Source organism: Novosphingobium meiothermophilum, from assembly GCF_003171715.1.
Taxonomy (GTDB): Bacteria; Pseudomonadota; Alphaproteobacteria; order Sphingomonadales; family Sphingomonadaceae; genus Novosphingobium; species Novosphingobium meiothermophilum.
Map to the genome: position 1 here is coordinate 125415 of NZ_QGHL01000017.1, position 23300 is coordinate 148714.

General features: G+C 64.6%; 22 protein-coding genes. 8 read left to right on the top strand and 14 right to left on the bottom strand.

Features of this window, described 5'->3' with window-relative positions; all coding sequences use genetic code 11:
- The first annotated feature begins 7 nt into the window (after nucleotides 1-7).
- Both DKM43_RS14430 and DKM43_RS14435 read left to right on the top strand, forming a co-directional pair.
- Nucleotides 8-952, top strand: coding sequence for a ThuA domain-containing protein (locus tag DKM43_RS14430; RefSeq protein ID WP_109799190.1), 945 nt, complete (start codon nucleotides 8-10; stop codon nucleotides 950-952).
- The gene (locus tag DKM43_RS14435) at nucleotides 949-1911 is read left to right on the top strand and encodes a nucleoside hydrolase (protein ID WP_109799191.1); all 963 of its coding nucleotides are present in this window, start codon (nucleotides 949-951) and stop codon (nucleotides 1909-1911) included. The genes DKM43_RS14430 and DKM43_RS14435 overlap by 4 nt, the downstream gene beginning before the upstream one ends.
- Nucleotides 1912-1917: 6 nt before the next feature.
- Here DKM43_RS14435 and DKM43_RS14440 read toward each other — a convergent pair whose 3' ends face one another.
- The 3 genes from DKM43_RS14440 to DKM43_RS14450 are packed head-to-tail and all read right to left on the bottom strand — an operon-like array spanning nucleotide 1918 to nucleotide 3390.
- Nucleotides 1918-2232 (bottom strand): type II toxin-antitoxin system RelE/ParE family toxin, encoded by a 315-nt coding sequence (locus DKM43_RS14440; protein WP_236632606.1) that lies wholly within the window; start codon nucleotides 2230-2232, stop codon nucleotides 1918-1920.
- 24 nt (nucleotides 2233-2256) lie between these two features.
- Nucleotides 2257-2496, bottom strand: coding sequence for a ribbon-helix-helix domain-containing protein (locus DKM43_RS14445; RefSeq protein ID WP_109799193.1), 240 nt, complete (start codon nucleotides 2494-2496; stop codon nucleotides 2257-2259).
- Nucleotides 2497-2550: 54 nt separating this feature from the next.
- The gene (locus DKM43_RS14450) at nucleotides 2551-3390 is read right to left on the bottom strand and encodes a nuclear transport factor 2 family protein (RefSeq protein ID WP_109799194.1); all 840 of its coding nucleotides are present in this window, start codon (nucleotides 3388-3390) and stop codon (nucleotides 2551-2553) included.
- Between the two features lie 384 nt (nucleotides 3391-3774).
- Between DKM43_RS14450 and DKM43_RS14455 the strand changes: the two genes are divergently transcribed.
- Nucleotides 3775-4773: a sugar phosphate isomerase/epimerase family protein gene (locus DKM43_RS14455; protein ID WP_330857652.1), complete on the top strand. Its 999-nt coding sequence runs from the start codon at nucleotides 3775-3777 to the stop codon at nucleotides 4771-4773.
- A 13-nt stretch (nucleotides 4774-4786) separates the two neighbouring features.
- Nucleotides 4787-5161: a C-glycoside deglycosidase beta subunit domain-containing protein gene (locus DKM43_RS14460; protein WP_109799196.1), complete on the top strand. Its 375-nt coding sequence runs from the start codon at nucleotides 4787-4789 to the stop codon at nucleotides 5159-5161.
- Nucleotides 5162-5212: 51 nt separating this feature from the next.
- Here the strand turns inward: DKM43_RS14460 and DKM43_RS14465 are convergent, their stop codons facing one another.
- The 4 genes from DKM43_RS14465 to DKM43_RS14480 all read right to left on the bottom strand — a co-directional run bounded on the left by DKM43_RS14465 (nucleotide 5213) and on the right by DKM43_RS14480 (nucleotide 8017).
- Nucleotides 5213-5707, bottom strand: a complete 495-nt coding sequence (locus DKM43_RS14465; protein WP_109799260.1) for a TspO/MBR family protein — start codon at nucleotides 5705-5707, stop codon at nucleotides 5213-5215.
- A 112-nt stretch (nucleotides 5708-5819) separates the two neighbouring features.
- The gene (locus DKM43_RS14470) at nucleotides 5820-6593 is read right to left on the bottom strand and encodes a TIM barrel protein (RefSeq protein WP_109799197.1); all 774 of its coding nucleotides are present in this window, start codon (nucleotides 6591-6593) and stop codon (nucleotides 5820-5822) included.
- A gap of 5 nt (nucleotides 6594-6598) precedes the next feature.
- The gene (locus tag DKM43_RS14475; protein ID WP_109799261.1) at nucleotides 6599-7609 is read right to left on the bottom strand and encodes a sugar phosphate isomerase/epimerase family protein; all 1011 of its coding nucleotides are present in this window, start codon (nucleotides 7607-7609) and stop codon (nucleotides 6599-6601) included.
- Nucleotides 7610-7624: 15 nt separating this feature from the next.
- Nucleotides 7625-8017, bottom strand: coding sequence for a C-glycoside deglycosidase beta subunit domain-containing protein (locus tag DKM43_RS14480; protein ID WP_236632607.1), 393 nt, complete (start codon nucleotides 8015-8017; stop codon nucleotides 7625-7627).
- A 163-nt stretch (nucleotides 8018-8180) separates the two neighbouring features.
- Between DKM43_RS14480 and DKM43_RS14485 the strand changes: the two genes are divergently transcribed.
- Nucleotides 8181-9800, top strand: coding sequence for a GMC family oxidoreductase (locus tag DKM43_RS14485; RefSeq protein WP_109799199.1), 1620 nt, complete (start codon nucleotides 8181-8183; stop codon nucleotides 9798-9800).
- Between the two features lie 278 nt (nucleotides 9801-10078).
- Here DKM43_RS14485 and DKM43_RS14490 read toward each other — a convergent pair whose 3' ends face one another.
- On the bottom strand, nucleotides 10079-10954 hold the full coding sequence (locus DKM43_RS14490) for a bifunctional 5,10-methylenetetrahydrofolate dehydrogenase/5,10-methenyltetrahydrofolate cyclohydrolase (protein ID WP_109799200.1): 876 nt from the start codon (nucleotides 10952-10954) through the stop codon (nucleotides 10079-10081).
- A 68-nt stretch (nucleotides 10955-11022) separates the two neighbouring features.
- Complete coding sequence (locus DKM43_RS14495) at nucleotides 11023-12504, bottom strand: phosphomannomutase (protein WP_109799262.1); 1482 nt, start codon at nucleotides 12502-12504, stop codon at nucleotides 11023-11025.
- A gap of 373 nt (nucleotides 12505-12877) precedes the next feature.
- On the opposite strand from DKM43_RS14495, the gene DKM43_RS14500 reads away from it, so the two are divergent.
- From DKM43_RS14500 to DKM43_RS14510, 3 genes are read left to right on the top strand one after another with little or no spacing between them, the layout of a single operon-like run.
- Nucleotides 12878-14647, top strand: a complete 1770-nt coding sequence (locus DKM43_RS14500) for an ABC transporter transmembrane domain-containing protein (RefSeq protein WP_109799201.1) — start codon at nucleotides 12878-12880, stop codon at nucleotides 14645-14647.
- Nucleotides 14648-14650: 3 nt separating this feature from the next.
- Entirely contained in the window at nucleotides 14651-15778 is a 1128-nt protein-coding gene (locus tag DKM43_RS14505; protein WP_109799202.1) for an efflux RND transporter periplasmic adaptor subunit, read from the top strand.
- Nucleotides 15775-17223 carry a TolC family protein gene (locus tag DKM43_RS14510; protein ID WP_109799203.1) on the top strand — a complete coding sequence of 483 codons (1449 nt, stop codon included), beginning with the start codon at nucleotides 15775-15777 and terminating at the stop codon, nucleotides 17221-17223. The genes DKM43_RS14505 and DKM43_RS14510 overlap by 4 nt, the downstream gene beginning before the upstream one ends.
- A 21-nt stretch (nucleotides 17224-17244) precedes the next feature.
- Here DKM43_RS14510 and DKM43_RS14515 read toward each other — a convergent pair whose 3' ends face one another.
- The 5 genes from DKM43_RS14515 to DKM43_RS14535 form a co-directional block, all read right to left on the bottom strand.
- The gene (locus DKM43_RS14515; RefSeq protein ID WP_109799204.1) at nucleotides 17245-18324 is read right to left on the bottom strand and encodes a phosphotransferase; all 1080 of its coding nucleotides are present in this window, start codon (nucleotides 18322-18324) and stop codon (nucleotides 17245-17247) included.
- Complete coding sequence (locus DKM43_RS14520; protein ID WP_109799205.1) at nucleotides 18321-19502, bottom strand: acyl-CoA dehydrogenase family protein; 1182 nt, start codon at nucleotides 19500-19502, stop codon at nucleotides 18321-18323. Before DKM43_RS14520 ends, DKM43_RS14515 begins: the two co-directional genes overlap by 4 nt.
- Before the next feature lie 315 nt (nucleotides 19503-19817).
- Entirely contained in the window at nucleotides 19818-21806 is a 1989-nt protein-coding gene (locus tag DKM43_RS14525) for a putative bifunctional diguanylate cyclase/phosphodiesterase (RefSeq protein WP_109799206.1), read from the bottom strand.
- Nucleotides 21807-21934: 128 nt separating this feature from the next.
- On the bottom strand, nucleotides 21935-22693 hold the full coding sequence (locus tag DKM43_RS14530) for an SDR family NAD(P)-dependent oxidoreductase (RefSeq protein WP_109799207.1): 759 nt from the start codon (nucleotides 22691-22693) through the stop codon (nucleotides 21935-21937).
- Between the two features lie 23 nt (nucleotides 22694-22716).
- On the bottom strand, nucleotides 22717-23220 hold the full coding sequence (locus tag DKM43_RS14535) for a nuclear transport factor 2 family protein (RefSeq protein ID WP_109799208.1): 504 nt from the start codon (nucleotides 23218-23220) through the stop codon (nucleotides 22717-22719).
- Nucleotides 23221-23300 lie beyond the last annotated feature (80 nt).

Genomic DNA, 23300 nt, shown 5'->3' on the forward strand with positions numbered 1-23300 from the left:
CTGAGACATGAAGAAGCTGATTGGCACGATCATCGCGCTTGGCATCGCTGTGCCTGCCATGGCGCAGGTGATCGTCACAATCGACTATCGCCCGCCCGAAACGGTGCAACGTGTCGCCATCCCGGTCAATCCGGCGGAGGACCGGATCAGGGTGCTGATAATCTCAGGGCGCAACTCCTACGAGCATGACTGGACCGGCGTTAACAACATGCTGCGCACCATGATGCAGGACACCAAGCGCTTCGATGTGCGCGTGACCGAGGATTTCGATCACGGCTCACTGGAGATGCTCAAGGCCTACGATGTGGTCCTGCTGAACTATTCCAGCCGGTGGAACTATGCCGACCCGGCGCAGAAGGTCTGGTCCGACAGCGCATTCAAGGCACTTTATCAGTATGTCCGCGAAGGCGGGGGCCTTGTTGCCTATCATTCCAGCTTCACCTGGGGACGGGACATCCCCGAATACCGCCGGCTTGTGGGCGGCGTGATGCTGCCCGGATCAAGCCGCCGCGCTCCTCCGGGGGCATTTCCCGTCCACATCATCGACCGCGAGCACCCCATCACGCAGGGAATGCGCGAGTTCATCTGGACTTACAACGATGACATGTACACCAACATGGCCATGGACCCGGAGGCGAGGATCCACGTTCTGGCAACCGCGCATGATGCGGCCGCAGCCTATGATCCGAAGCTGACAGGTCCGAAGTATCCGGTGGCGGCCTATACCCCCGAAAAACTGAAGGCCATGAAGGGGATCGATGCCGATCACCCGCAAGTCTGGACGGCCGACTATGGCAAGGGGCGGGTCTTTTCGATCACGCTGGGGCATGACGAGGTGTCGCTGCACTTCCAGCCCTTGCAAACACTGATCCTGCGCGGCACGGAATGGGCGGCAACCGGCGCGGTAACGCTGCCGGTGCTGGAAGAGGCGAAGGATTACCCGACGAAATGATGACACGACCGGACCGGCGCAGCGTTCTTGCAGGCATGGCGGGCGGGATGGCCGCCGCCACGCTGTCCGGTCCGGCTTTTGCCCAGCCATGGATACCGCAGCGTGCATCGGCCCGCGTGATTGTCGACAACGATTTCGAAGGCGATCCCGATGGGCTGGTGGCGTTGGCGCACCAATTGCTGGCGGACAAGACGCGCACGGTGCTGGTCACCGTATCGCTGGTGGACCCCAAGCTTTCGACGTATCCCGAAGGCACGGCGACGGCTGAGGGTGCCAAACTGGCGGCGGAACTGGTGGCGCAGCTTCCGGCGGCAAAGGGCATCCCGATAAAGGCCGGGCGCGACGGCGCGCGCAAAGGGCCGCCATCCGATGCGGCAAAGGCCATCGTGGCCGAAGCGATGCGCGATGATCCGCTACAACTGATCTTCACCTGCGGCGGGCCGTTGACCAATCTGGCCGACGCGCTGGAACTGGAACCGCGCATCGCGGCGCGCATTGCTTCGGTGGTGTGGATCGGTGGGGGCAACTGGCCCGATGGTGGCTGGGAATACAACCTTGCCACCGACATCGAAGCGGCGCGGCATGTCATCGAACGCACGAAGATTCCGTTCTGGCAGGTGCCGCAGGGCGCCTATCGCCAGATGCAGATGTCGGTGGCCGAACTGGCAGCGGACATGCGCGCGGCATCGCCGCTGGGCCGTTGGATCTATGACAAGTTCACCACACCGCCCGCTTTCGTCGACCTTGGCGGCACATGGCCGATGGGCGACAGCCCGTTGACGCTGCTGACCGCGCTGACCACCGAAAGCAGCAAGGCGGTTGACCGACCTGCGCGACGCATCAAACCCGACTGCACTTATGGCGAAGAAATCGCCGGACGGCAGATCAAGGTGTTCGAACAGATCGACGTGCGCCTGACATGGTCTGACTTCTTGGCGCGGCTGAAGCTGGCGGCGTAACCGGATTCAAGAGACAAGCTGTTCTGCCATCCATGCTGGAATATCGCACAGGGCATCGATCACCCGCCAAACATCGACCCGATCTTCAAGCGGCATGTAGAACACCAGCCATGGGAAACCCTTGACCTTGATGGAACGCAGGCCCGGCAGGTTCAGATCGTGTGCCCAACGGGGAGAGCCTGCTTCAGGCGCACGGGCAATGGCGATAAAACCGCGCTCAAGGGCATCGACAAAGCGCTGCGCAACCTCTGGCCCTGCCTCTTGCGCATAGCGGGCTACGGCTTGCTGAATGTCAGCATCCGCCAGTGCGCGGATCGTCAATGGCCGGGACTGCAATAGAATTGCTCAGATCTTGGGGACGTGCCGCACCAGATCGCGCAGGGAATCAAAATACCCGTCGTCCGCCACACCCACCACCGGCGATGCAGCGCCATCCAGCATCATCTGGCGCAGACGCTGCACATCCTGATCTTTTCGGATCAATTCGCGCACATATTCGCTGCTGGTGCCATAGCCGCGCGTTGATACCTGCGTATCGACAAATGCCTTCAGCCCTTCAGGCAGCGAGATGTTCATCGTGGACATGGTAGGGACATTATGCCGGCCTTGCCAAATTTTGGCAAGGTCGGCGGCATTCTCTCAATATTCGAACGTCTCGCTGAAAGTGCGATAGGGTTCTGGCGGGCGGGCTTCGAGCCGCTGCGATGTATCGGTGCGGTAGGTGTTGGACAGGATCGTGGCCGGGCCATCGGGCTGGGGCATGAAGACCGGCTTGCCGTCTTCGCCCACATACATCAGATCGACGTTGAAGGCATCGTCCTGCGCGGCGGCGGCGAAGGGAATCCAGCCCATGCCATAGGGAGCGCGCGCCACTTCGAAGCAGTGGAAGTGCCAGATCTTCCATTGCCCGTCCTGCTTGATGAAATCGACGCCATATTTCAGATAGACGTTGTGCATCCACACCTTCTTGCCCTGCACAAGCTCCTTCTCGAACATCCATGCGGGCATGTTCTTCGCCTGCTCCACATCCACCAGACCGGATTCAAGCCCGTTGACGATCCACAGGCCCTTGGCGGTCTGCCCGTCGCCGGCAACCTCGATCACCGGCGTGGTGACATAGTGGAACACCAGCTTGCTGACCGGCGCGGGGCGGCCCTGATGGTAGGAGATGATCTTGTCCCAATCGGTATAGACGCCGATGTTGCTGTATTGCGCGCGCACGCCGGGAGTGCCCTTCTTCGCCCAGAGCGGGATGATGTCCTCGTCGCGGAAGGCGTTGTGCAGATACATGTAGGTGGAAAAGAGGTTTTCCACTGCGGCCCTGTCGCGGGTGGCGCTCACTTCGGCCGAAAGCGCCTGAACCTGCGCCTTGAGCGCGGCCAGATCATCGCCGGAGGCGGGCTTCGCCTGCACCGGCGCGGAAATTGCAGTGGCGGCACACAGCGCCAGAAGCGCTGCACGGTATGGCCTTTTCAACATCGCTGTCTCCCATTGTCAGACCGGATCACGCGCCATTTCCTGCCGCCTGCGAGCCTGTAACAAAATTAGTATGTTGATTCTTAAAAACGGTCAACCGGGTTGCCGGTCGGCATCGGTTGCGACGCGATAGGCACTTGACGTCGCGTGACAGATAGTAGAATATTGGTTCCAATAATAGGGCGCCAGACCCCAGGAGAGAGCGAAAGGCCCGCGCGCGCCAGCGTGCTCCCTTCCGCCCTGTCCGCACCGCAAACTCGGCACTGAACCGAACCGCAAGCCTGTGCCCGGCTATCCCAGTAGCAACCCCGGCAGGAGAAAACTGTGTCCAAGATCAAGAGGGGCGTCAGCCTCTATTCCTACCAGAACGAGACCTTTCAGGGCAAAATGAACCTGGAGGACTGCATTCGCACCAGCGCGGAACTGGGCGCGAAGGGCATCGAGATCATCGGCGAGCAGACCTTCTGGGGCTGGCCCGAATGCGGCGTGGCCGATGCCGACGTGGACAACTGGCACCGGCTCATCAGGCAGTATGACTGCACGCCGGTCAGCCATGACTTCATGCTCGACTACAAGCGCTACAAGGGCCGCATCATGCCCTTCGACGAGCAGGTGGCGAGCGTGAGGAAGGACATCGATTTCGGCGCGCGCCTTGGCATGAAGTATATCCGCGCGCTCGTCTCGATCGCGCCCGAAGTGCTGGTTGCCGCCGCGCCCCATGCCGAAGAGAAAGGCATCAAGATCCTGATCGAGGTCCACGCCCCGCTGCACTTCGACCACCCGTGGATCATCCGCCACGCCGAAGCCTTTGAAAAGTCCGGCTCGGATGCGCTCGGCTTCCTGCCCGACATGGGCATGTTCCTTCACGCCTTCCCGCCGGTGTGGAAGGAAAAGTTCATGCGCCTTGGCGTGCCGCAGAACATCGCGGACTATATCGAGAAGGCTTACGAGGACCGCGTCCTTTCCGAATATGTCATCCTCGACGTGCAGCAGATGGGCGGCACCGGTCCCGCAATCGCAATGGCCGAAACGCTGCGCCACAATGCCGCGTTCGAACCCAAGCGGATGCTCGACTACATGCACCGCATCCACAACATCCACGGCAAGTTCTACCAGATGAACGAAGACTACGTGGAGCCTTCGATCCCCTACGACAAGATTGTGCAGGTGCTCCAGCAGGGCGGCTATGAAGGCTACATCTGCTCTGAATACGAAGGCAACCGCTGGATCGAGGATGCCGAAGAGCCGGATTCGGTGGAACAGGTGCGCCGCCAGCAGGTGATGCTCGCAAGGCTGCTGGGTGAAACCGAAGTGCCCACCGTCAAGACCTCGCCCACCGCCTCGGCCGATGCCGAAGCCGCATCATTGGCCCAGGCCGCAGAATAAGGAAAACCCTGCCATGATGGACAACAAGATGATCGTCGAAGGCAGCCTCAAGGCAGTCGAGGGCGGCTTCAGCTTTCTGGGGCGCCTGCCCTATTACCGCGGCCTTGGCCTTTCCATGATCGAGGACATCCAGGTCACGGTCGACGGGGTGGTGCAGCCACGGGACGCCGTGCGCTTTTCGGTGCGTGGCAAGACCTATACGCTCGACGAAATGGAAACGGTCTATGATGATCGCTGGAACTTCGGGGAGAAGGCGCAGATCATCGTGCTGAACGGCGGCCTTGCGCCGGGCAGCCACACGATCACCTTCGCGGTGCGCAACCGCGTTTCCTATCTGCCCTTCGTGCCCACCACGAAGGACACCAAGGAACTGGCGCTCGCCGCCTGATTGCGCGAAGTGATGCAGCGCCCCCCGGACGGGCGGGCGCTGCATCGGCTTTCAATCCGCAGAAGCTGCGCCTTGGCCGAAGGGCGCATTCAGCCGCACGATCGCCAGATTGAGGCAGGCGGCAAAGCTGACCCAGGCGAGATAGGGCACCACCAGCCAGCTTGCGAGGACGGAATACTCGCGCAGGCCCACCGCCAGCGCCAGCACCGAAACCCACAGGAACGGCACTTCCGCCAGCGCCCAGTCGGGCCGCCTGCGCGCGAAGAACAGCGGCGACCACAGGAAGTGGAAGACGAAGTTCGCCGCGAACAGGGCGATCACCGTCATCCGTCCGGCTTCGTCGGCAGCCCCGTTCCAGCTCAGCACCGCAGCCCACGCCGCCAGCCCAAGAATGACGGTCCACGCCGGGCCGAACAGCCAGTCGGGCGGCTGCCATGCAGGCTTTTTCAGCTTGCGATACCAGGGACCGATCTCGGTCAGGATGCCGCCGGCAAAGCCGAGGATCACCGCCCACAGGACCGCCGCGATGACATGGGGTTGCAGCATGTGCCCCATATGGGGTCTGTGCCGGGGCGAAACAATGCACGAAGGGCCGCATCCCTACGGAATGCAGCCCCTCCCCCGTCAGCCGGGGATCATGCCCGGATCGGCTGCGGCGCTATTGCGCGCAAAGCTGCCGGAAATAGCTGAAGGCTTCGGCCGAAGGCCTGGTCGGCTGGAGTTCCAGCCCGATCGTGCCGCGGTAGCCAACCCGTTCGAACATGGCGAGCACAGCTGGCCAGTCGATATTGCCCGATCCCGGCTCGCCCCGCCCCGGCGCATCGGCCACCTGCACATGCACCACCTGATGCATCGCCGCCTTGAGCGCGGTTTCGGGATCTTCGCCTTCGACCACCGAATGATAGAGATCGTAAAGCACCTTCACGCGCGGATGATCGACCATGTCGGCTACCACCACGCTGTCGGCTGTGGTGGAGCACAGGACGCCCGGATGATCGAAGCGGGTATTGGCCGATTCAAGCAGGATGGTCACGTCCAGTTCCTCGGCAATCGGCACGATCTTGCGCAAGGCATCGGCAAAGATCGCAAGCTGCACCGGCCGTTTCAGCCACGGAACGCCGCGCCCCGAAGTGACTACCACGTTGGCGCAGCCCAGAGACTTCGCCGCCGCCGCCGCCTCGCGAAATATCTCACAGAAGCCCTCATGGGTTGCCGGGTCGACCAGCTGCGTCACGTAATCGGCAACCGTGCTGACAAGTGTGACGCCATGGGCATCCAGCGCCGCCTTGATCGCACCCAGATCGCGCCCCTTCAGCAGGAACAGCTCGATCTTGCGGAAGCCCGCCGCCGCCGCTGCGGCAACGCGGTCTTCCACCTTCTCCCCCGCTTCGGTGAAGCCATATTCGAGGTTTACCGAGAGTTCGAAAGCCATGGCGATCAGCCCCCCCAGATGCGGCGGGCCATGGCCTGATGGCGGCGCACCTGTTCGAAGGCATCGCGCATGTCATAGGCGTGGCCTTCCCACTCGCTCACCATCGTGCCGGTGAAGCCCCCGTCCTTGAACAGCGGCAGGATCGTATCGTAATCGATCGCTTCCTCGACCAGATCCTCGGACACGCCATAGAACTTGCCGTGGATGTGAATGGTGCGGTCCACCAGCGCGGCCCAGCTTCTGGGATCGTGGTTGGACAGGATGAAGAAGGCAAGGCAAGCGGCCTGGATGTGCAGCGGCTCGTGCCCGTGGGCAAGGCCCCATTCGCGCAAGGCTGCGGCCTTCTCGTGGCTCATCCCCTCTTCCAGCCAGACCTCTGTCAGCTTGTCGAGCAGGTCTTCCTTCGCGCCCTTGGCGCGCGCGGCATCGAGCATCGATTCCGGAATGCGGCTGGCCGTGCCGCCGAAATCGGGAATCCACCCCAGATAGGGCGTATCCAGCTTGTCATACATCTCGCCATAGGCTTGCACAGCAGGGTGGCCCGCCCACATCGGCGCGTGGACTTCAACCCCCATGCGGATGTCCAGCTCTTCGGCATAGGGGGCGATTTCGGGCAGGAGATGCACCGGCAACGCGAACTGATAGCGCACGAGGCTGAAACCCAGCTTCTTCGCACTGCGAAGCTGGCGCTTGTGGTATTCCACCAGCGCAGCATCCTCGATCGGCTGCTGGCCGGGCTTGAGGAACCGGTCCGAATTGATTGCGCAGGAAACGGGATTGAGGCCGGTCTCGGCGATCATCTCGCGAAACCGTTCGGCAAAGGCATCCGAAACATCGGGAAACTCGCGGAAGTTCTGGAAGCCGATGATCTCGATGTTCGGACCAAGCCCGCGCCTGGCCACTTCGGCCAGCAGGGTATCCAGTTCGAACTGGCGGGTCAGAAACTCGTTGGTGAAGGAATAGAGCGTGACGCCGGTCTGCGGACCTGATGCGGTGTCGTTTGCATTGGTGGCCATGGTGCGCATCCTCTCTCAGGCGGCCTGGACGGTAAGAGTGCAGGTCTGCGGATTGGTCCGCTTCATGCCGGGAATGTAGGGCGGGCTGACAAAAAGGTTCAGCGAGACTTCATGGCTGGAGCCGACCTCGGCGCTTTGCGAAGGCAACACCAGAAAGGCCGAATCGCGGATGAACCAGAAGGTGTCCACCTTCTCGCCGTTTTCGCTCAGCGGCCAGCGCGCGCCATCGTATTCGATCAGTGCATCGCCAAGGTCGATCTGCCTGCCATCGATCGAAAGCGGACCGATTTCCACCACCGAGAACGGCAGCGAACGATACCACGGGAGGCGCATCGCCAGCCTGAGGGCCTTGCCCCCGTTGTCCTGCTGGCACACGGCAAGCCCCTCTTCCCCGATAACCCGTTCCACTGGCAGCACGACCGCTCTCCCGTTGCGTTCAATTAGAACCAAACTTCTAATCGTGCCTTGACAGAGGGTCAAGGCCCGTGCAGATAAAAAACGAACTTTGGTTCTATTTTAATTCCGGGTAGGTCCGGAAGCGTGTTGCACAAGAAGGCTGATCGGGCGGGGCATGGCGGATTTCGATTACATCATCGTCGGGGCAGGTTCGGCGGGCTGCGTTCTGGCCAACCGCCTGAGCGCCGATTCGCGCACCCGCGTGCTGCTGATCGAGGACGGGGGCGACAACCAGCACCCCTTCATCAAGATGGCCGGCGGTTTCATCAAGATCATGGGCAACCCCGCCTATTTCCGCGTGTTTCCCACGGTGGCGCACCCCGGAATGCGCAGCGGCATCCACACCTACGGGCGCGGGCTGGGCGGATCTTCGGCCATCAACGGCACCTGGTATCTGACCGGCGCGCCCAAGGATTTCGATGGCTGGGCCGCGCAGGGCCTTGCCGGCTGGGGCTGGGACGAGATCGCGCGCTGCTATGGCCGGATCGAAAGCTACCGCGAGCCGGGCGCCCATGCCGGGCGCGGGCGCGACGGCGAATTGCAGATCACCGCATCGACCTATCGTTCGCCGGTGTTCGATGCGCTGGCGGCAGGCTTTGCCTCGCAGGGAATGCCCTGGCTTGACGATATCACCACGCCGGGCGCGCAAGGGGTGGGCCGCAGCCAATATACGGTCGATCGCAAAGGCGTGCGCGAGAGCGCCTACAAGGCTTTCGTCATGCCCGTGCTGGGCCGCCGCAATCTGACCATCGCCACCCACACCGCGGTCAAGCGGGTGCTGATCGAACAGGGCCGCGCCGTGGGCGTGCTCACCCAAGCCCACGGCGAAGAGCGCATCCACCGCGCGGCCGGCGAAGTGATCCTTGCCGCAGGCGTCTATGGTTCGCCGCAACTGCTCCAGCTTTCGGGCGTGGGTCCGGGCGCGGCGCTTCAGGCGCTGGGCCTTGCCGTGGTGAAGGATCTGCCCATGGTGGGCCAGCAACTGGCCGATCACACCAAGTTCGGCGTATCGTTCGATCTGGTGGGCCATCCGGGCACCAACCGCGAGTTCTTCGGCTGGCGGCTGGTGCGCAATGCACTGCAATACTTCCTCACCGGCACCGGGCACCTCGCGCGGGTGGGCATGCCGCTGACCGGGCTTTACGCGGGCGAAGGCACCGATGCGGACTGGCCCGATCTTCAGGTGGCCGCCGCGCCCTTTGCCATGCGCACGGTCAATGAAATGGCGGCGCGTCCCGGCAGCCCGCTCACGCCCAATCCGGGGCTGACCTTCTCAGGCTATCACCTGCGCCCGAAGAGCCGGGGTTCGATCACCCTCACCTCGCCCGATTTCCGCGAGCCGCCGCTGATCGATGCGGCAATCTGGGCCGATCCCCATGACAAGGCGAAAAGCCTTGAACTGTTTCGCCTGTTCCGCGCCATTGCCGGCTCCGAGCCGCTCAGGCCCTTCATCGGCGCAGAACGCATGCCCGGCCCTGATGTGCAGGACGAGGAGGCGATCCTTGCCGAACTGGCAAAGATGGTCGAAGTCGGTCTGCACGGCACCGGTACATGCGCCATGGGCACCGATCCGGCCACCTCCGTCACCGATGCACGCGCGCGGGTGCACGGGATCGAGCGTCTGCGCGTGGTCGACTGCTCGATCATGCCTACCCCGGTTTCAGGCAATACCAATGGCCCCGCCATGGCCCTTGCCGAACGCGCCGGCGAACTGATCCTCGAAGACGCCCGCTGAACTTGAAGCAAAGGGTGTGGCAGGACGCCGCCCATAGCCCCTTGCGCGCGGTTCGCCCGTACGCAAGGCGCGCGGCATTGCCGGAACTTTTGTCGAGAGCGTCCGCGCAGCCCCTGCCCCCCCGCGTTCCGCACAACCGCGCCGTGCGCAGGCAAAAAAAGGGGGCCAGCTTGCGCCAGCCCCTTTTGAAGTTTGGGAGAGGATGCCTGAAAGGCCCTTTCCATATGGGGCATGATACCGCTAACGGCAAGTGCGAAGCACGCGATTAGAATTGCAATTCACGCAACTGCTGCTCGCTTGGCCGCCAGAACCGTATTGCTGAGCAGGCAGGCTATCGTCATCGGTCCCACCCCGCCCGGCACCGGTGTGACCGCCTTGGCATGGTCAAGCTCGTGCGTGGCGCAATCGCCCACGATGCGGCTGTTTCCGTCATGGTCGGTCACGCGGTTGATGCCCACGTCGATCACCACCGCGCCCGGTTTCACCCAGTAGCCGCGCACCAGATGCGGCGCCCCGGCCGCCGCCACGATGACATCGGCCTTGCGCGCCACATCGGGCAGATCGCGCGTTTCGATGTGAGTGACGGTCACGGTCGCCTCGCGTTCCAGCAGCAACATGGAAACCGGCTTGCCCACGATGTTGGACTTGCCGATCACCACCACGTTCAGCCCGCGATAGTCCTCGATCACGCTGTCGAGCAGCAGCATCACGCCCAGCGGGGTGCACGGCACCAGCCCGCCCCCGCCCGCCGAAGTGCCGGTGGACAGGCGGCCCACGTTGACCGGGTGGAACCCGTCCACGTCCTTGGCCGGATCGATCCGGTCAAGCACGAGCGCTGCATTGATGTGGCGCGGCAGCGGCAACTGCACGAGGATGCCGTGCACCTGCGGATCGGCATTGAGCGCATCGATCAGGCCGAGCACGTCCTCCTGCGGCGTGTCGGCGGGCAGACGGTGTTCGATCGAACGGATGCCCGCCTTTCGGCACTGGGCAATCTTGCGCCCGACATAGACTTCGCTGGCCGGATCATTGCCCACCAGAATCACCGCGAGTCCCGGCGCGGTGCCGCCCTTCGCCACCATGTCGGCAACCTCTGCGGCGGCGCGCGCCACTACCTCGGCCGCAAGCGCCTTGCCGTCGATCACATGTGCCATTGCTTTCCTCAACCCTTCGGACAGGTCATGCTTTCCGGGCGATATTGTATGTGTTGCATACAATATAATCAACCTGTCGATACCGTGCCTGCTTCCACGGCCAGGGCTTCCGGCAGGATCTTCGCCGTGACCTCGGCCAGCGCCCGCGCGTTGAGGTCCTGCGCCGCCGCCGCGCTTGCCGCTTCGGTATAGCAGCGCAGTTCGGGCGCATTGCCCGATGCGCGCAGGTGGATCACCGCGCCCGACGCGAACCCTATGCGGTAGCCGTCGGTGCGGTCGATCGCCACGGGCAGCCCGGCAACGCCCCCGAACAGGCGGGCAAGGCGGGCGAACTGCTCTGCTTCGGTGCCCCTGCCAAGCAGGTTCATCAGCGCCGCGCTGTGCGGCGGGGCAAAGTCGGGCAGACGGTCGCTGAAGGTGAAGCGCGGCGGCAGGGCGGCCACGACATCGGCCAGCGGGCGGTCCCTGGCCGCGATCAGCGCGGCAAGGATCGGCAGCACCGCATCGCGCGTGGGCAGCGGATCGAGATTGCCCGCGCGGCTGCCCAGCAGGAACCCGCCATTGGCTTCGTAACCGCAGATGCGAAGCCCCGGCTCGGCCGCGGCCGCCTCGATCATCGCCGCAATGACATAGGGTGATCCGATGCGCGTGCGCACCACCTTGCGCACCGCGCCGCTCAGTTCAAGCACGCTGTTCGAGCTGACCGGCGTGACCACCACATCGGCCCCCACCGCCTGCGCGCAGATCAGGCCCAGCACATCGCCGCGCAGCCACGCGCCTTGCGCATCGGCCACCAGCGGGCGATCCGAATCGCCATCGGTGGAAATGATCGCATCGACCGCATTGGCCCGCGCCCATTCGGCGGCGAGGGCCACGTCCTCGGCGCGGATCGCCTCGGTATCGACCGGCAAGAACTGTTCCGACCGGCCAAACGGCAGCGCCCTGCCGCCCATCGCCTCGACCACGCGCACCATGAGATCACGCCCCACGGCGGAATGCTGATAGACGCCGACCTTCAGGCCCGAAAGCGCATCGGCCCCGAAATGGCGGACATAGCGCGCAACATAACCCGTCTCCACATCGACCGGGGCGCCCAGTGCCGCCGGATATGCGGCGGGCGCGGGCCGCACCGCCTGCGCCAGAATGCCCGGCTCGTCGGTCTTGAGCACTTCGCCATGCGGGCGATAGAACTTGATCCCGTTGCGATCTGCCGGAATGTGACTGCCCGTGACCATGATCGATGGCATCGCACCGCGGGCATCACCGGCGGCATTCATCGCATGAAATGCCAGCGCGGGTGTCGGCACATGGCCGCAGAACACCACCTCGCCGCCGCAGGTGCGCACCGCCTGCGCACAGGCGGCAAGGATGCGCGGGGTGCTTTCGCGCAGGTCTCCCGCCAGCGCCACGCGCCCGCCATCGGCAAACTCTCCGATCTGGCGCAGGTAATCGAGAAAGGCGCAGGCATAGGCATGGCACAGGTCATCGCTCATGGCGTCGGCAAGGCCGCGCACCCCGCTGGTGCCGAAGGGAACCCCGCTGCGGGCCATGAGTTCCGCCACCGTCACCGCTGCGCCGCCACTCCAAAGGCCCTCGTTCGTCACCGTCTCAACACTCCTGGAAGGATCACCGTCTGCAAGCGCCCGTGTCACGCCTGCGTGTTCAGCGCCTTAGCGCCTTGGCGGGCGCGATGCCATCCATGGCCGGAACGCACCTGCCGTGATGGCCCCGTCCTGCCCGTCGCGCCATGATGCCCTTGCCATGATCCTGCCCCCGAACGCGTATAGGCGTGCTGCGGCGGCTGTGGCATGTAGCAGCGCAACCGTTCGCGCTTCAGCAAAGAAAGTTCACAAATCCGTCCTACAAAGACAACGATCCCACCCCATTTGTGCTGCACCTGCGAAGATGGATTCACGATAACAGATGGCTGCTCCCCAAGCCGACAGTTCCCATGGCGCCGCTTCGGCGCACTCACCGCGCTTTCGCGATTTCATTCGCTGGGCGGCGCAGGTGCTCGGCCCGGATGCCGGCTTCATCCGGCTGGCCCTGCTTTATGGCGCGGCCATTTCCCTGCTCTCGCTTGCCACACCCATCTCGGTGCAGCTGCTGGTCAACTCGGTGGCCAATATCGCGCTGCCGGCGCCGCTGTTCACGCTGGCGGCCATCCTTTTCGTGCTGCTGCTGCTTTCCGGGATGCTCAGCGCCTTTCGGGTGCACTTGCTGGCGCAGTTCGAGCGCCGCTTCTACGCGCGCGTGGTGGGCGAAATCACCCTGCGCGCGGTCCACGCGCAGAACCCCTTCTTCGTGGACGCGCGCGGCGGTGATCTGTTCAACCGCTACTTCGACATCGGCATTGTCCAGAAATCGCTGTCAAGCCTGCTGATCGCCGGGTTTACCGTGGTGCTGCAAAGCATTGTCGGGCTGGTCGTGACGAGCTTCTACCACCCCTTCTTCCTGGCCTTCAACATCGTGCTGACGCTGGTGATCCTGGTGATCTGGCGGGTCTGGGTGAATCCTTCGATCGCCAGCGCCGTGGCCAAGAGCCACGCCAAGCACAATGCCGCGCACTGGCTGGGCACGGTCGGCAGTTCCAACGGCATCTACAAGTCCAGCCGCCACATGAGCTATGCCATCCGCCGCTCGGATGAAGTGACGGCCAGCTACGTCAACGCCCACCGCCGCCATTTCCGCTATACCTTCGGGCAGAACATCGCCTTCCTGCTGCTCTATGCCGTGGCCAGTTCGGGCCTTCTGGCCATGGGCGGCTGGCTGATCCTGCAAGGCGAACTTTCGATCGGCCAGCTCGTGGCCGCCGAACTGATCCTTTCCGGCGTTTTCTATGGCGTGGCGCAGCTCGGCTATTACCTCGAAATGTTCTACGAGATGAGCGCGAGCCTTGAAGAGCTGCACCTGTTCTGGGAAGTGCCGCAGGAAAAGCCGGTCGTGGCCGAAGCGCCCTGCCCGCCCGATGGCGCAATCCGCCTGCGTGACGTGCGCCATGGCGGTTTCCGCTTCGATTTCTCGGTGCCCAGCGGGGCGCAAGTCGGCGTGATCGCAGCGCCGGGGGTTGAGCGCTGCCTTGTCACCCTGCTCAAGCGGCTTCAGGTGCCCGCCTCCGGCTTCGTTTCGGTGGGGGGCGCAGACCTGGGCACGTTCGACATGTATCGCCTGCGTTCGGACGTGATCGTGCTGGACCGGCCGACCATCGTCGAAATGTCGGTGCGCGAATATCTGGGCCTGAGCGCGCCGGGCCGACCCGAAGCCATGATCGAGGCGCTCGAACTGGTCGGGCTGGACCGGCGGGTGGGCACCTTGCCGGGCGGGCTGGATGCGGTCCTGTCCAGCTCCGGCTGGCCGCTCTCGGTGGGCGAGACCATGGCGCTCAAGCTGGCGGGGGCAGTGCTGGCCCGTCCGCGCGTGCTGATGCTTTCCCCGCTTTACGACATGCTTCCGCCCGAACGGCTTGACCATGTGCTGGCCGCGCTGCGCGCCAGCGGCACCACGGTGCTGCAATTCACCACGCGCCCCGATGGCTTGCAGCGCGATAGCTGGCTGTGGATCGGCCAGCAGCAGCAGGTGGAAGCGCCCGATCTGGCCACGATCCTGCCGCTGGCCCGGCCGGAACTGCTGGTCGATGCCGATGGCGATGGCGCAGCCAGCGTGCGTTCAGGCAATCCGGGCGAGGAGGGCTGAGCCATGGCGACCGATACCAGTCCCGCAAGCCACGATCTTTCCGCCTTCAGCACGCTGGCCCAGATCAAGGTGCCGCGCACCACGCGCACGCTGGGCCGCATGATCGGCGTGACCATCCCGCTGCTGCTGATCCTGCTCTTCGCGGTTGACTGGGTGCAGACCGCGCCGGGCCGCGGCGAAGTGATCGCGCTCAACCCCGAAGACCGGGTCCAGCAGGTTACGGCGCTGGTGCCGGGCCGGGTGGAAAAGTGGTTCGTGGTCGATGGCCAGCAGGTGAAGAAGGGCGATCCCATTGCCCGCATAATCGACAACGATCCCAACCTGCTCCAGCGTCTTGCCGCCGAGCGCAATCAGGTCGTGGCCGAAATCGCCGCTTCCGAACAGGCCATGGCCACCGCGCGGCTCGATGTGAACCGATTTTCGCAGCTCTACCGCGAGGGCCTTGCCGCGCGGCGCGATTATGAAGCCGCGCAGATCAAGGTGGCCGAACTCAACGCCAAGCTGGCCGAAACCCGCGCCAAGCTGAACAAGGTGGACGTGGCGCTGGGCCGCCAGTCGGCCCAGCTCGTGCGCGCGCCGCATGACGGGCGCATCCAGTCGCTCAACACCGCAGCAGGCGCCACGCTCGTCAGCGCTGGCGATACGCTGGCAACGCTGGCGCCCGACAATGCGACGCGCGTGGTCGAACTCATGGTCGATGGGCGCGACGTGGCGCTTGTGCGAAAGGGGCAACCGGTGCGCCTTCACTTCGAAGGCTGGCCTGCCATCCAGTTCAGCGGCTGGCCCTCGATCGCGCAGGGCATGTTCGATGGCCGGGTGCTGACGATCGACCGTTCGGCCCAGGCCAGCGGCCTGTTCCGCGTGCTGGTGGAACCCATGCCCGGCAAGCCCGCCTGGCCCGACGAGAACTACGTGCTGCTTGGCTCGAAAGTGCGCGGCTGGATCCAGATGGAAACCGTCTCGATCGGCTACGAGCTGTGGCGCCAGCTCAACGATTTCCCGCTGGAGTTCCCGACCCCGGTCGATCCCGGCCCGCGCAAGGGCACTGCCGCCAAGGCGCTTGCCGACAAGCAGGCCGGAAAGGCCAGGAACGGCAACGGCTATGACAACGGCTACGGGGACAGCAAATGAGCTTGCGTCCCTTTGGCCGGGCGCTCGGCCGGGGGCTGGCGGCGGCGCTGCTCATCACCGGCCCGGCGCTGGCGCAGGATAACCGGCCCGCCCAGCCTGCTGCCGCAGCGTCCACCGCGCGCGAGCTGACGCTGAACGATGTGCTGATCTCATCGGCCACGCACGCGCCGCAGATCCTTGAGGCCATGGCCCGCCAGCGGCAGGCCGATGCCCGCGCGCTGACAGCCGAAGGGCAGTTCGACCTCGTGTTCAATGCCGAGGCCGATGTCCAGCCGCTCGGCTATTACGATGGCTCCACCGCCAGCGTTACCGCCACCCGCCCGTTCCAGAACAACGGGGGCAATCTCTATGGCGGCTACCGCGTGTCGAGCGGCAGCTTTCCCGGCTATGAGGGCAAGCTCATCACCAACCAGCTTGGCGAGTTCAAGGTGGGCGCGGTGTTCTCGCTCCTGCGCGACCGGGTGATCGACGAACGGCGCGGGCGGCGCGAACTGGCGCTGGCCGACATTGAACTGGCCAGCCTCGACCGCGATTTCGTGGCCATCGGGGTGCAGCGCCGCGCGATCGAAGCCTATCAGTTATGGGTGGCGGCGGGCCTGCGCGTGAAGATCTTCCGCGAGCTTTACGAACTGGCCGAGGCCCGGCAGGAATCGATCGAAGGCCAGATCAGGCTGGGCGCAAGGCCTGCCATTCTGGGGATCGAGAACCGCCAGAACATCGTGCGGCGGCAGGCCCTGCTGGTGCAGGCGGAACAGGCGCTGCAACTGCAAGCCTATGCGCTTTCGCTGTTCCTGCGCGACGGGCTGGGCCAGCCCATCGTCCCCACGCCCGACCGGCTGCCACCGCGCCTGACCGATGGCGTGGTGCCGCGCCTGGTCGATCAGGGCACGGCCATTGCCGGACGGCCCGATCTTCAGGCCCTGCTGACGCGGATCGAACAGGCGGGCATCCGCGCGCGTCTGGCGGAAAACGAACTCAAGCCACGGCTTGATCTGAAGGTTGAGGCATCGAAGGATCTGGGCCGCGGATCGCCCACGCGCGAACCGGCCGAAGGCATGTTCGGCCTGCGCTTTTCCGTGCCGCTGGAACAGCGCGCCGCCAAGGGCCGCATTGCCGAAGTGGCCGCAGAACAGGATGCGTTGCAGGTGCGCCTGCGCTTTCTGGAAGAGCAGATCGGGGTGGAGATCGCCAACCTTCGCACGCAGGTGGCCGCCGCCGAAAAGCTGGCGGGCCTTGCCACGGCCGAGGCCGCGCTGGCCCGGCGCATGGCCGAGGCGGAACGGCGGCGCTTTGCCCTTGGCGCAAGCGACTTCCTGCTCGTCAACCTGCGCGAGGAAGCGCTGGCCGATGCCACCGTGCGCGAAATCGACGCCAATTACCGCCACGCCGCCGCGCAGGCCGAACTTGTGGCCGCACTGGCCGACCGGGAACAACTGAGGCTCTAGCGGGGTTTTCGATCCAGTAGATCAGCCCGCCGTGCGGCACTTCTCCATGGCTTCGCGGGCAAGCGCTGCAAGGCGCGGCAGTGCCTCGGCGCGTTCCCTTGCCTGCGCGTTCGATGCCGTGCCGCGCAGCACCCGGCCCTTGATCCCGTGGAAAATCGCCGCCAGACGGAAGAAGTTGAAGGCAAGGTAGAAATCCCAGTTGGGGATGCCTTCCCGTCCCGTTCGCCGGCAATAGGCGGCGATGTATTCGCTTTCCGTCGGCAGGCCCAGCGGCACGGGATCGGCCCCGCCCAGCCCGGCCACGATATCGCCCGGCATCCGGTACATCATCGCGTGATAGGCAAAATCCGCAAGCGGATGGCCCAGCGTGGAAAGCTCCCAGTCCAGCACGGCCAGAACGCGCGGCTCGGTGGGATGGAAGATCATGTTGTCGCAGCGGAAATCGCCGTGGACGATGGTGGTTTCATCGCCTTCGGGGATGGCGGTCGGCAGCCATTCCACCAGCGCGTCCATATCCGGCAGGCGGCCCGCCAGTTCATCTTCCAGATACTGCTTTGACCAGCGCCCGATCTGCCGCGCAAAGTAGTTGCCGGGACGCCCATAGTCCCCCAGCCCCACGGCCGCGTGATCGACCGAATGGAGCGCGGCGATCACCCGGTTCATCTCGTCGAAATAGGCCGCGCGCTGGTCCTTCGGCACTTGCGAGAAAGCCGCGTCCCAGAACACCCGGCCTTCCACCATGTCCATCACGTAGAACGCGCTGCCGATGACGCTTTCATCCTCGCACACCGCGAAAATCCGCGCCACGGGCACATCGGTGGGATAGAGCGCCTGCTGCACGCGCGCCTCGCGCAGCACATCGTGCGCGCCCTTGAGCAGCGGCCCCGGCGGCTTGCGCCGCAGCACATAGCGCGCTGCGGGCGTCGTCAGCCGGTAGGTGGGGTTGGATTGCCCGCCATTGAACTGCTCGACCACAAGCGGGCCGGCAAAATCTTCGACATTGGCGGCCATCCACTGTGCCAGCGCGGCCTCGTCAAAGGCCACGCGCACCTTGCCCGCGCCAGTATTGGCCGCGGCCAGATCAGCGCCGGCCCCGCTCATTGCGCATTCCTCCAGTCGCGGCGCAGCTTCTTGGCAAGGCTCCACTTGTGGACTTCGGTGGGACCGTCATAGATGCGGAAGGCGCGCACTTCGCGGAAGATCGTCTCGACGATGGTCTTGTCGGTCACGCCCGTGCCGCCCATCACCTGCACGCACTTGTCGGCAATGCGCATCAGCGCCTCGGACACCGCAACCTTGGTCATCGAGCTTTCGACCGTGCCGAGCGAGCCGGTATCGAGCACGCTGGCGCACCAGTCGATCATCAGTTCGCACTGCTTGATGTCGATCATGTTCTCGGCCAGCATGAAGCCCACGCCTTCGTGGTCGATCAGGTGCTTGCCGAAGGCCATGCGCCGGTTGACATAATCAACCGCGATTTCCTGCGCGCGGATGCACCCGCCCAGCCAGCGCATGCAGTGCGAAAGCCGCGCCGGGGAAAGGCGGATCTGCGCATACTTGAAGCCCTCGCCCGCATCGCCCAGCATCTGGTCGGCCGGCACGCGCAGGTTTTCGATGGACACTTCGGCGTGGCAGCCCGGCATGGAACTGTCGATCGTGTTGGGAACAGCAGTGATGCGGATCGCCGGATCGGGCAGATCCACCAGGAACATGCAGGCCCCGCCCGCGCTGTCGGGATCTTCCGACTTGGCCATGACAATGCCCACCCTGGCGCCTTCGGCCCCGGTGATGAACGCCTTCCTGCCATTGATGACCCAGTGATTGCCGTCCTTGCGGCAGGTGGTGATCATCATCGAAGGGTCCGCGCCCGCGCCGTTGAGATCGGCCGGTTCGGTCATGAAGAAGGCCGAACGCGCGCGCCCTTCGACCAGCGGCCTGAGGAAGCGCTCCTTGAGTTCTGGGCTGCCCACCTTGCCGATGAGATACATGTTGCCTTCATCGGGGGCCTGCGTGTTGCAGGCAAGCATCCCCAGCGGGGTCAGGCCCGACCTGATGAGGATGACCGCCGTTTCGCGCTGGTTGAAGTGGCTGCCATCGGGGCGGATATGCGGGGTGAGCACGCCCGCCGCCCGCGCCAGTTCGCGCAGCTCCATCACCAGTTCGTCGGTCGGCGCGCCATGATGATCGCGGCGGGGGTCCTGTTCATAGGGAAAGACCTTCTCGCGCACGAAAGCCTCGACCCGCGCAGCCATCTCCAGTGCTTCGGTGCTGATCGTCATGTCCTGTCCCTTTGTTCTGCCCCTGATCGGCCGCAGGGTGTTGCAGGCTGATGCACAGCCGCGCACCTGTTCAAAGGGCTGGGGTGGGAGTGGGGCCAGTGCAAGGCGAAGCGCAAGGGAAAAGCAAAAAAAAGCGGAGCGACGGTTATCCGCCGCTCCGCAGGAAAAGGAACTCTGCCAGGCAGAGCCCTTCGGGTCGCACGTGCCTGATAGCGGGCCTATGCCGTTCGGAATGTGCGGGACTTCACATTCGTTGGAAAAAATCGGGCAATGCAAACGATTTGCATGGGAGCCGCCCGGCATTGCGCGGGCGAATCAGCCTGCCACGCGCAGCGAGGGCTGACCGCCAGCGGCAAGGCTGGCAGGGCCAGCACGGCGGCTCCGCGCCACCAGATCATCCAGCGGCATCGGCCGGCCGAAGTGATAGCCCTGCAATTCGTGGCAGCCTGCCGCGCGCAGGAGATTGGCCTGAATCTCGTTTTCCACGCCTTCGGCAATCACCTGAAGGTCCAGCCCGCAGGCCAGCGTGATCGCCCCCGTCACCAGCAGCGCAGCCTTGCTGTCAGGCGCCAGACCATCGATCAGCGACTTGTCGAGCTTGATATGGCTGAAGCCGTAGGAGCGCAGATAGTGGATGCTGGTAAAGCCCGTGCCGAAATCATCCAGCGCCACCGACATGCCCTGCGCCTTGAAGGCTTCCACCGCGCGCACCACCCTTTCGGGGTTGCTGAGCAGATAGCCTTCGGTGATCTCGAACTGGAGCCGCTCCGGGGCAAAGCCGGTCTGCTTCAGCACCTGCGCCACCTGCCGTTCGAAGGCCGGATCGCGGAACTGCGCGGGCGAGACATTGACGCTGAGCTTCAGGTCGCCCAGCGGCCCGATGTCGCGGCAGGCCCTTTCCAGCACGAACAGGCCCAGCGGATGGATCTGCCCCGTCGCTTCGGCAATGTCGATGAACTGATCGGGCGAAAGCGGCCCTTCCGGGCGGCCCGGCCAGCGCAGCAGCGCCTCGGCCGAAGCGATCCTGCCGGTGCGCGCCTCGACAATGGGCTGGTAATGGACCGAAAACTCGCCCCGGTTCAGCCCGCTGCCGATCTCTGCCTCGATGGCAAGGCGCCGCAGGCGGCCTTCGTCGAAGCCGGGATCATAGACCGCAATCTGGCCCTTTCCCGCGGTCTTGGCGTGATACATCGCGGTATCGGCGCGGCGCAGCAGTTCGCGCGGGCGCGCGGCCGGATCGGAATTGGCGGCAAGCCCGATACTGCCCCCCACTTGCAGCACGTGCCGCTCCACCATGACGGGAAGCGCGATCTCCTCCAGCAGGCGCTGCGCGAGGGCACGGGCCTGCGTGCCCGCGCCGCCGCCGGGCGCTTCGAGGAGCACGGCAAACTCGTCGCCGCCCACGCGCGCCAGCACGGTATGGGCCGGGCAATGCTGGCGCAGGCGCAGGCAGACATTGCGGATCAGCGCATCGCCCGCCTGATGGCCATGTTCGTCGTTCACCGCCTTGAACCCGTCCAGATCGATGAACAGCACGGCCAGACTGTCGGGCGCAAGCTGATCGCCCGCCTCCAGCCGATCGAGCCGCGACAGCAGCTCGCGCCGGTTGGGCAGGCCGCTCAGCGGATCGGAAAAGGCGATGCGGCGGTTTTCCTCGCTCAGTTTTTCGGTTTCGCGCTGGCGCAGGCGCAGGATGCGCTGCGACTGGATAAGTTCGGCAAACGAGCGGTTGTAGTTGATCGTCACCACCATCATGCCCACGCTCACGCAGCACAGCACGAAGGTCTGCGCGAGCATCCGCCCGCCATCGGCCCACGAGAAATAGAACGCGAAGGAAAAGGTGCTGACCAGCGCCACGCGGAGCGCGGCGGCACGGAAGGTCATGAGGCAGAACACCGTGCTCACCTCGGTCAGGCCGAGGAAGAAGGTGAGGTTGCTGCGCATGAAGGTGTCGGCCTCCTGATAGAGCCAGACACACCAGCCTTCATACATCAGTGTCATCACCACCGCGAGCGTGCAGGTTCGGCGCAGGTAATAGGCCACCTGCGCATCGGAAATCCGGGTATCGTCGCGTCGCCGCCACCACCAGATACCGCGCGTGGTGGCAATCACGCACAGCAGCAGCGGGGTAAGGACAGTCATCACGATCTGGCCGGAATCGAACGCGGTGATGACGATGGCCGCCGCGTTCGATACCAGAATGCCGTAAAGCAGCGGCATGTGCCGCGAGAACGAACGAAACTTCGCGCGGTTCAGCTCCGCATCGCTGATGTCCAGCCGGAACAGGTCAAGAAACGCGCGCATCGCCAGTCCCCCAGGCCGCATGGCAGCCAGAATGGGGCACAGGCATGGCCCGGAGTTAGTGAAGATTTGGTTCTTGCCGCGGCTAGGTATGCGCCCCTATCGGGCTTTCACCCCGGCACCTGCCCGGATCAGACCGCGGTTGCCCCGCCATCGATCACCATGGCATGACCCGTCACGAAGCTGGCCGCCGGTGAGCAGAGCCATACCACCGCTTCGGCGATCTCGGCGGCCTGGCCCATGCGGCCCATCGGGGTCATGCCGTCGATCACGGCCTTCATTTCAGGGTTGGCCACCAGCGGCGCGGTCATCGGGGTTTCGATCACGCCGGGGCACACCGCGTTCACGCGGATGCCCGCGCGCGCCCAGCGCAGTGCGCCGTGCCGGGCAAGGCCGACCACGCCGTGCTTGGCGGCAGTATAGGCAGGCTGCGCGCCATTGCCGACCAGCCCGTTGATCGAGGCCGTGTTGACAATCGCCCCGCCGCCCCGCGCCAGCATGATGGCGGCTTCCTCGCGCATGCAGCGCATCACGCCCGAAAGGTTGATCGCAATATCGCGTTCCCAGATCGCGTCGTCATACTGGTCATCGGTCACGCGGTTGATGCCCGCATTGTTGAACGCGCAGTCCAGTCCGCCGAACCGCTCGACCGTGGCGGCCACCATGGCCTTGACCTCATCGGCCTTGCTGACATCGCAGGTAAAGAAGGCTGCGGTTCCGCCTGCCGCCTCGATCAGGCTGACCGTTTCGGCGCAGCCAGCGGCGTTGATGTCGCTGACCATCACCTGCGCGCCGGACCGGGCGAAAACTTCCGCCGCCGCCCTGCCAATGCCGCCACCCGCGCCCGTCACCAGCGCCACCTTGCCATCGAGACCGTAATTGATTGCCATGTGAGGGGTTCCTTCCCGAAAGATCAGGCCGCGCCCGGTTCGGCCAGCGCGATCACGGTCACGCTGCCGTCCTCGCCGACCTGCTCGGTCAGCATCGAGGTGACGCGGCTTGCGCTTTCCACGATCCACCAGCGCCCGTCGCGCCGTTCGTAAACGTCATCGTATTCCACCGCGAGGCGCACGATCTGGCGCGGCCCGGTCAGGATCGTGCGGAAATTGAGCGACCACTTGCCCGTGGCCCGATCCGGCCCGGCAAGCTCGATCTCCCAGTTGGTGGCGTGGTGGATGTCATAGACCCCGCCATGGCACGCCATCTGCTGGTAAACCGCGACAAAGGCATCGCGATTGTCGAACTCAGGAAAGTTTTCATAGGCAATCCGGATCGGCCCCGGCGCAAAGCAATCGCGCACGGTTTCCACCTGCTTGAGATCGCAGGCGCGCAGATAGCGGGCCTTGAGCGCGCGTATCGCTTCCTTGTCCTCAAGCGCGGCAAGCCGCGCGGCAAGGCTTTCAAGCGTGACGGTCATGGCCAAGGCTCTCCCGATGGATTCGTTATCATTCAACTATAACGCTACGCATATCGCAAGATCAGATGCTTGCAACAGGC

Bases quoted from the DNA above. Each gene is read 5' to 3' on its own strand.
- DKM43_RS14470 (WP_109799197.1), bottom strand. From the start codon at position 6,593: ATGGCTTTCGAACTCTCGGTAAACCTCGAATATGGCTTCACCGAAGCG.
- DKM43_RS14430 (WP_109799190.1), top strand. From the start codon at position 8: ATGAAGAAGCTGATTGGCACGATCATCGCGCTTGGCATCGCTGTGCCT.
- DKM43_RS14475 (WP_109799261.1), bottom strand. From the start codon at position 7,609: ATGGCCACCAATGCAAACGACACCGCATCAGGTCCGCAGACCGGCGTC.
- DKM43_RS14515 (WP_109799204.1), bottom strand. From the start codon at position 18,324: ATGAGCGGGGCCGGCGCTGATCTGGCCGCGGCCAATACTGGCGCGGGC.
- DKM43_RS14435 (WP_109799191.1), top strand. From the start codon at position 949: ATGATGACACGACCGGACCGGCGCAGCGTTCTTGCAGGCATGGCGGGC.
- DKM43_RS14530 (WP_109799207.1), bottom strand. From the start codon at position 22,693: ATGGCAATCAATTACGGTCTCGATGGCAAGGTGGCGCTGGTGACGGGC.
- DKM43_RS14535 (WP_109799208.1), bottom strand. From the start codon at position 23,220: ATGACCGTCACGCTTGAAAGCCTTGCCGCGCGGCTTGCCGCGCTTGAG.
- DKM43_RS14460 (WP_109799196.1), top strand. From the start codon at position 4,787: ATGATGGACAACAAGATGATCGTCGAAGGCAGCCTCAAGGCAGTCGAG.
- DKM43_RS14520 (WP_109799205.1), bottom strand. From the start codon at position 19,502: ATGACGATCAGCACCGAAGCACTGGAGATGGCTGCGCGGGTCGAGGCT.
- DKM43_RS14495 (WP_109799262.1), bottom strand. From the start codon at position 12,504: ATGGCCCGCAGCGGGGTTCCCTTCGGCACCAGCGGGGTGCGCGGCCTT.
- DKM43_RS14465 (WP_109799260.1), bottom strand. From the start codon at position 5,707: ATGCTGCAACCCCATGTCATCGCGGCGGTCCTGTGGGCGGTGATCCTC.
- DKM43_RS14485 (WP_109799199.1), top strand. From the start codon at position 8,181: ATGGCGGATTTCGATTACATCATCGTCGGGGCAGGTTCGGCGGGCTGC.
- DKM43_RS14510 (WP_109799203.1), top strand. From the start codon at position 15,775: ATGAGCTTGCGTCCCTTTGGCCGGGCGCTCGGCCGGGGGCTGGCGGCG.
- DKM43_RS14500 (WP_109799201.1), top strand. From the start codon at position 12,878: ATGGCTGCTCCCCAAGCCGACAGTTCCCATGGCGCCGCTTCGGCGCAC.
- DKM43_RS14450 (WP_109799194.1), bottom strand. From the start codon at position 3,390: ATGTTGAAAAGGCCATACCGTGCAGCGCTTCTGGCGCTGTGTGCCGCC.
- DKM43_RS14455 (WP_330857652.1), top strand. From the start codon at position 3,775: ATGAACCTGGAGGACTGCATTCGCACCAGCGCGGAACTGGGCGCGAAG.
- DKM43_RS14490 (WP_109799200.1), bottom strand. From the start codon at position 10,954: ATGGCACATGTGATCGACGGCAAGGCGCTTGCGGCCGAGGTAGTGGCG.
- DKM43_RS14505 (WP_109799202.1), top strand. From the start codon at position 14,651: ATGGCGACCGATACCAGTCCCGCAAGCCACGATCTTTCCGCCTTCAGC.
- DKM43_RS14445 (WP_109799193.1), bottom strand. From the start codon at position 2,496: ATGTCCACGATGAACATCTCGCTGCCTGAAGGGCTGAAGGCATTTGTC.
- DKM43_RS14525 (WP_109799206.1), bottom strand. From the start codon at position 21,806: ATGCGCGCGTTTCTTGACCTGTTCCGGCTGGACATCAGCGATGCGGAG.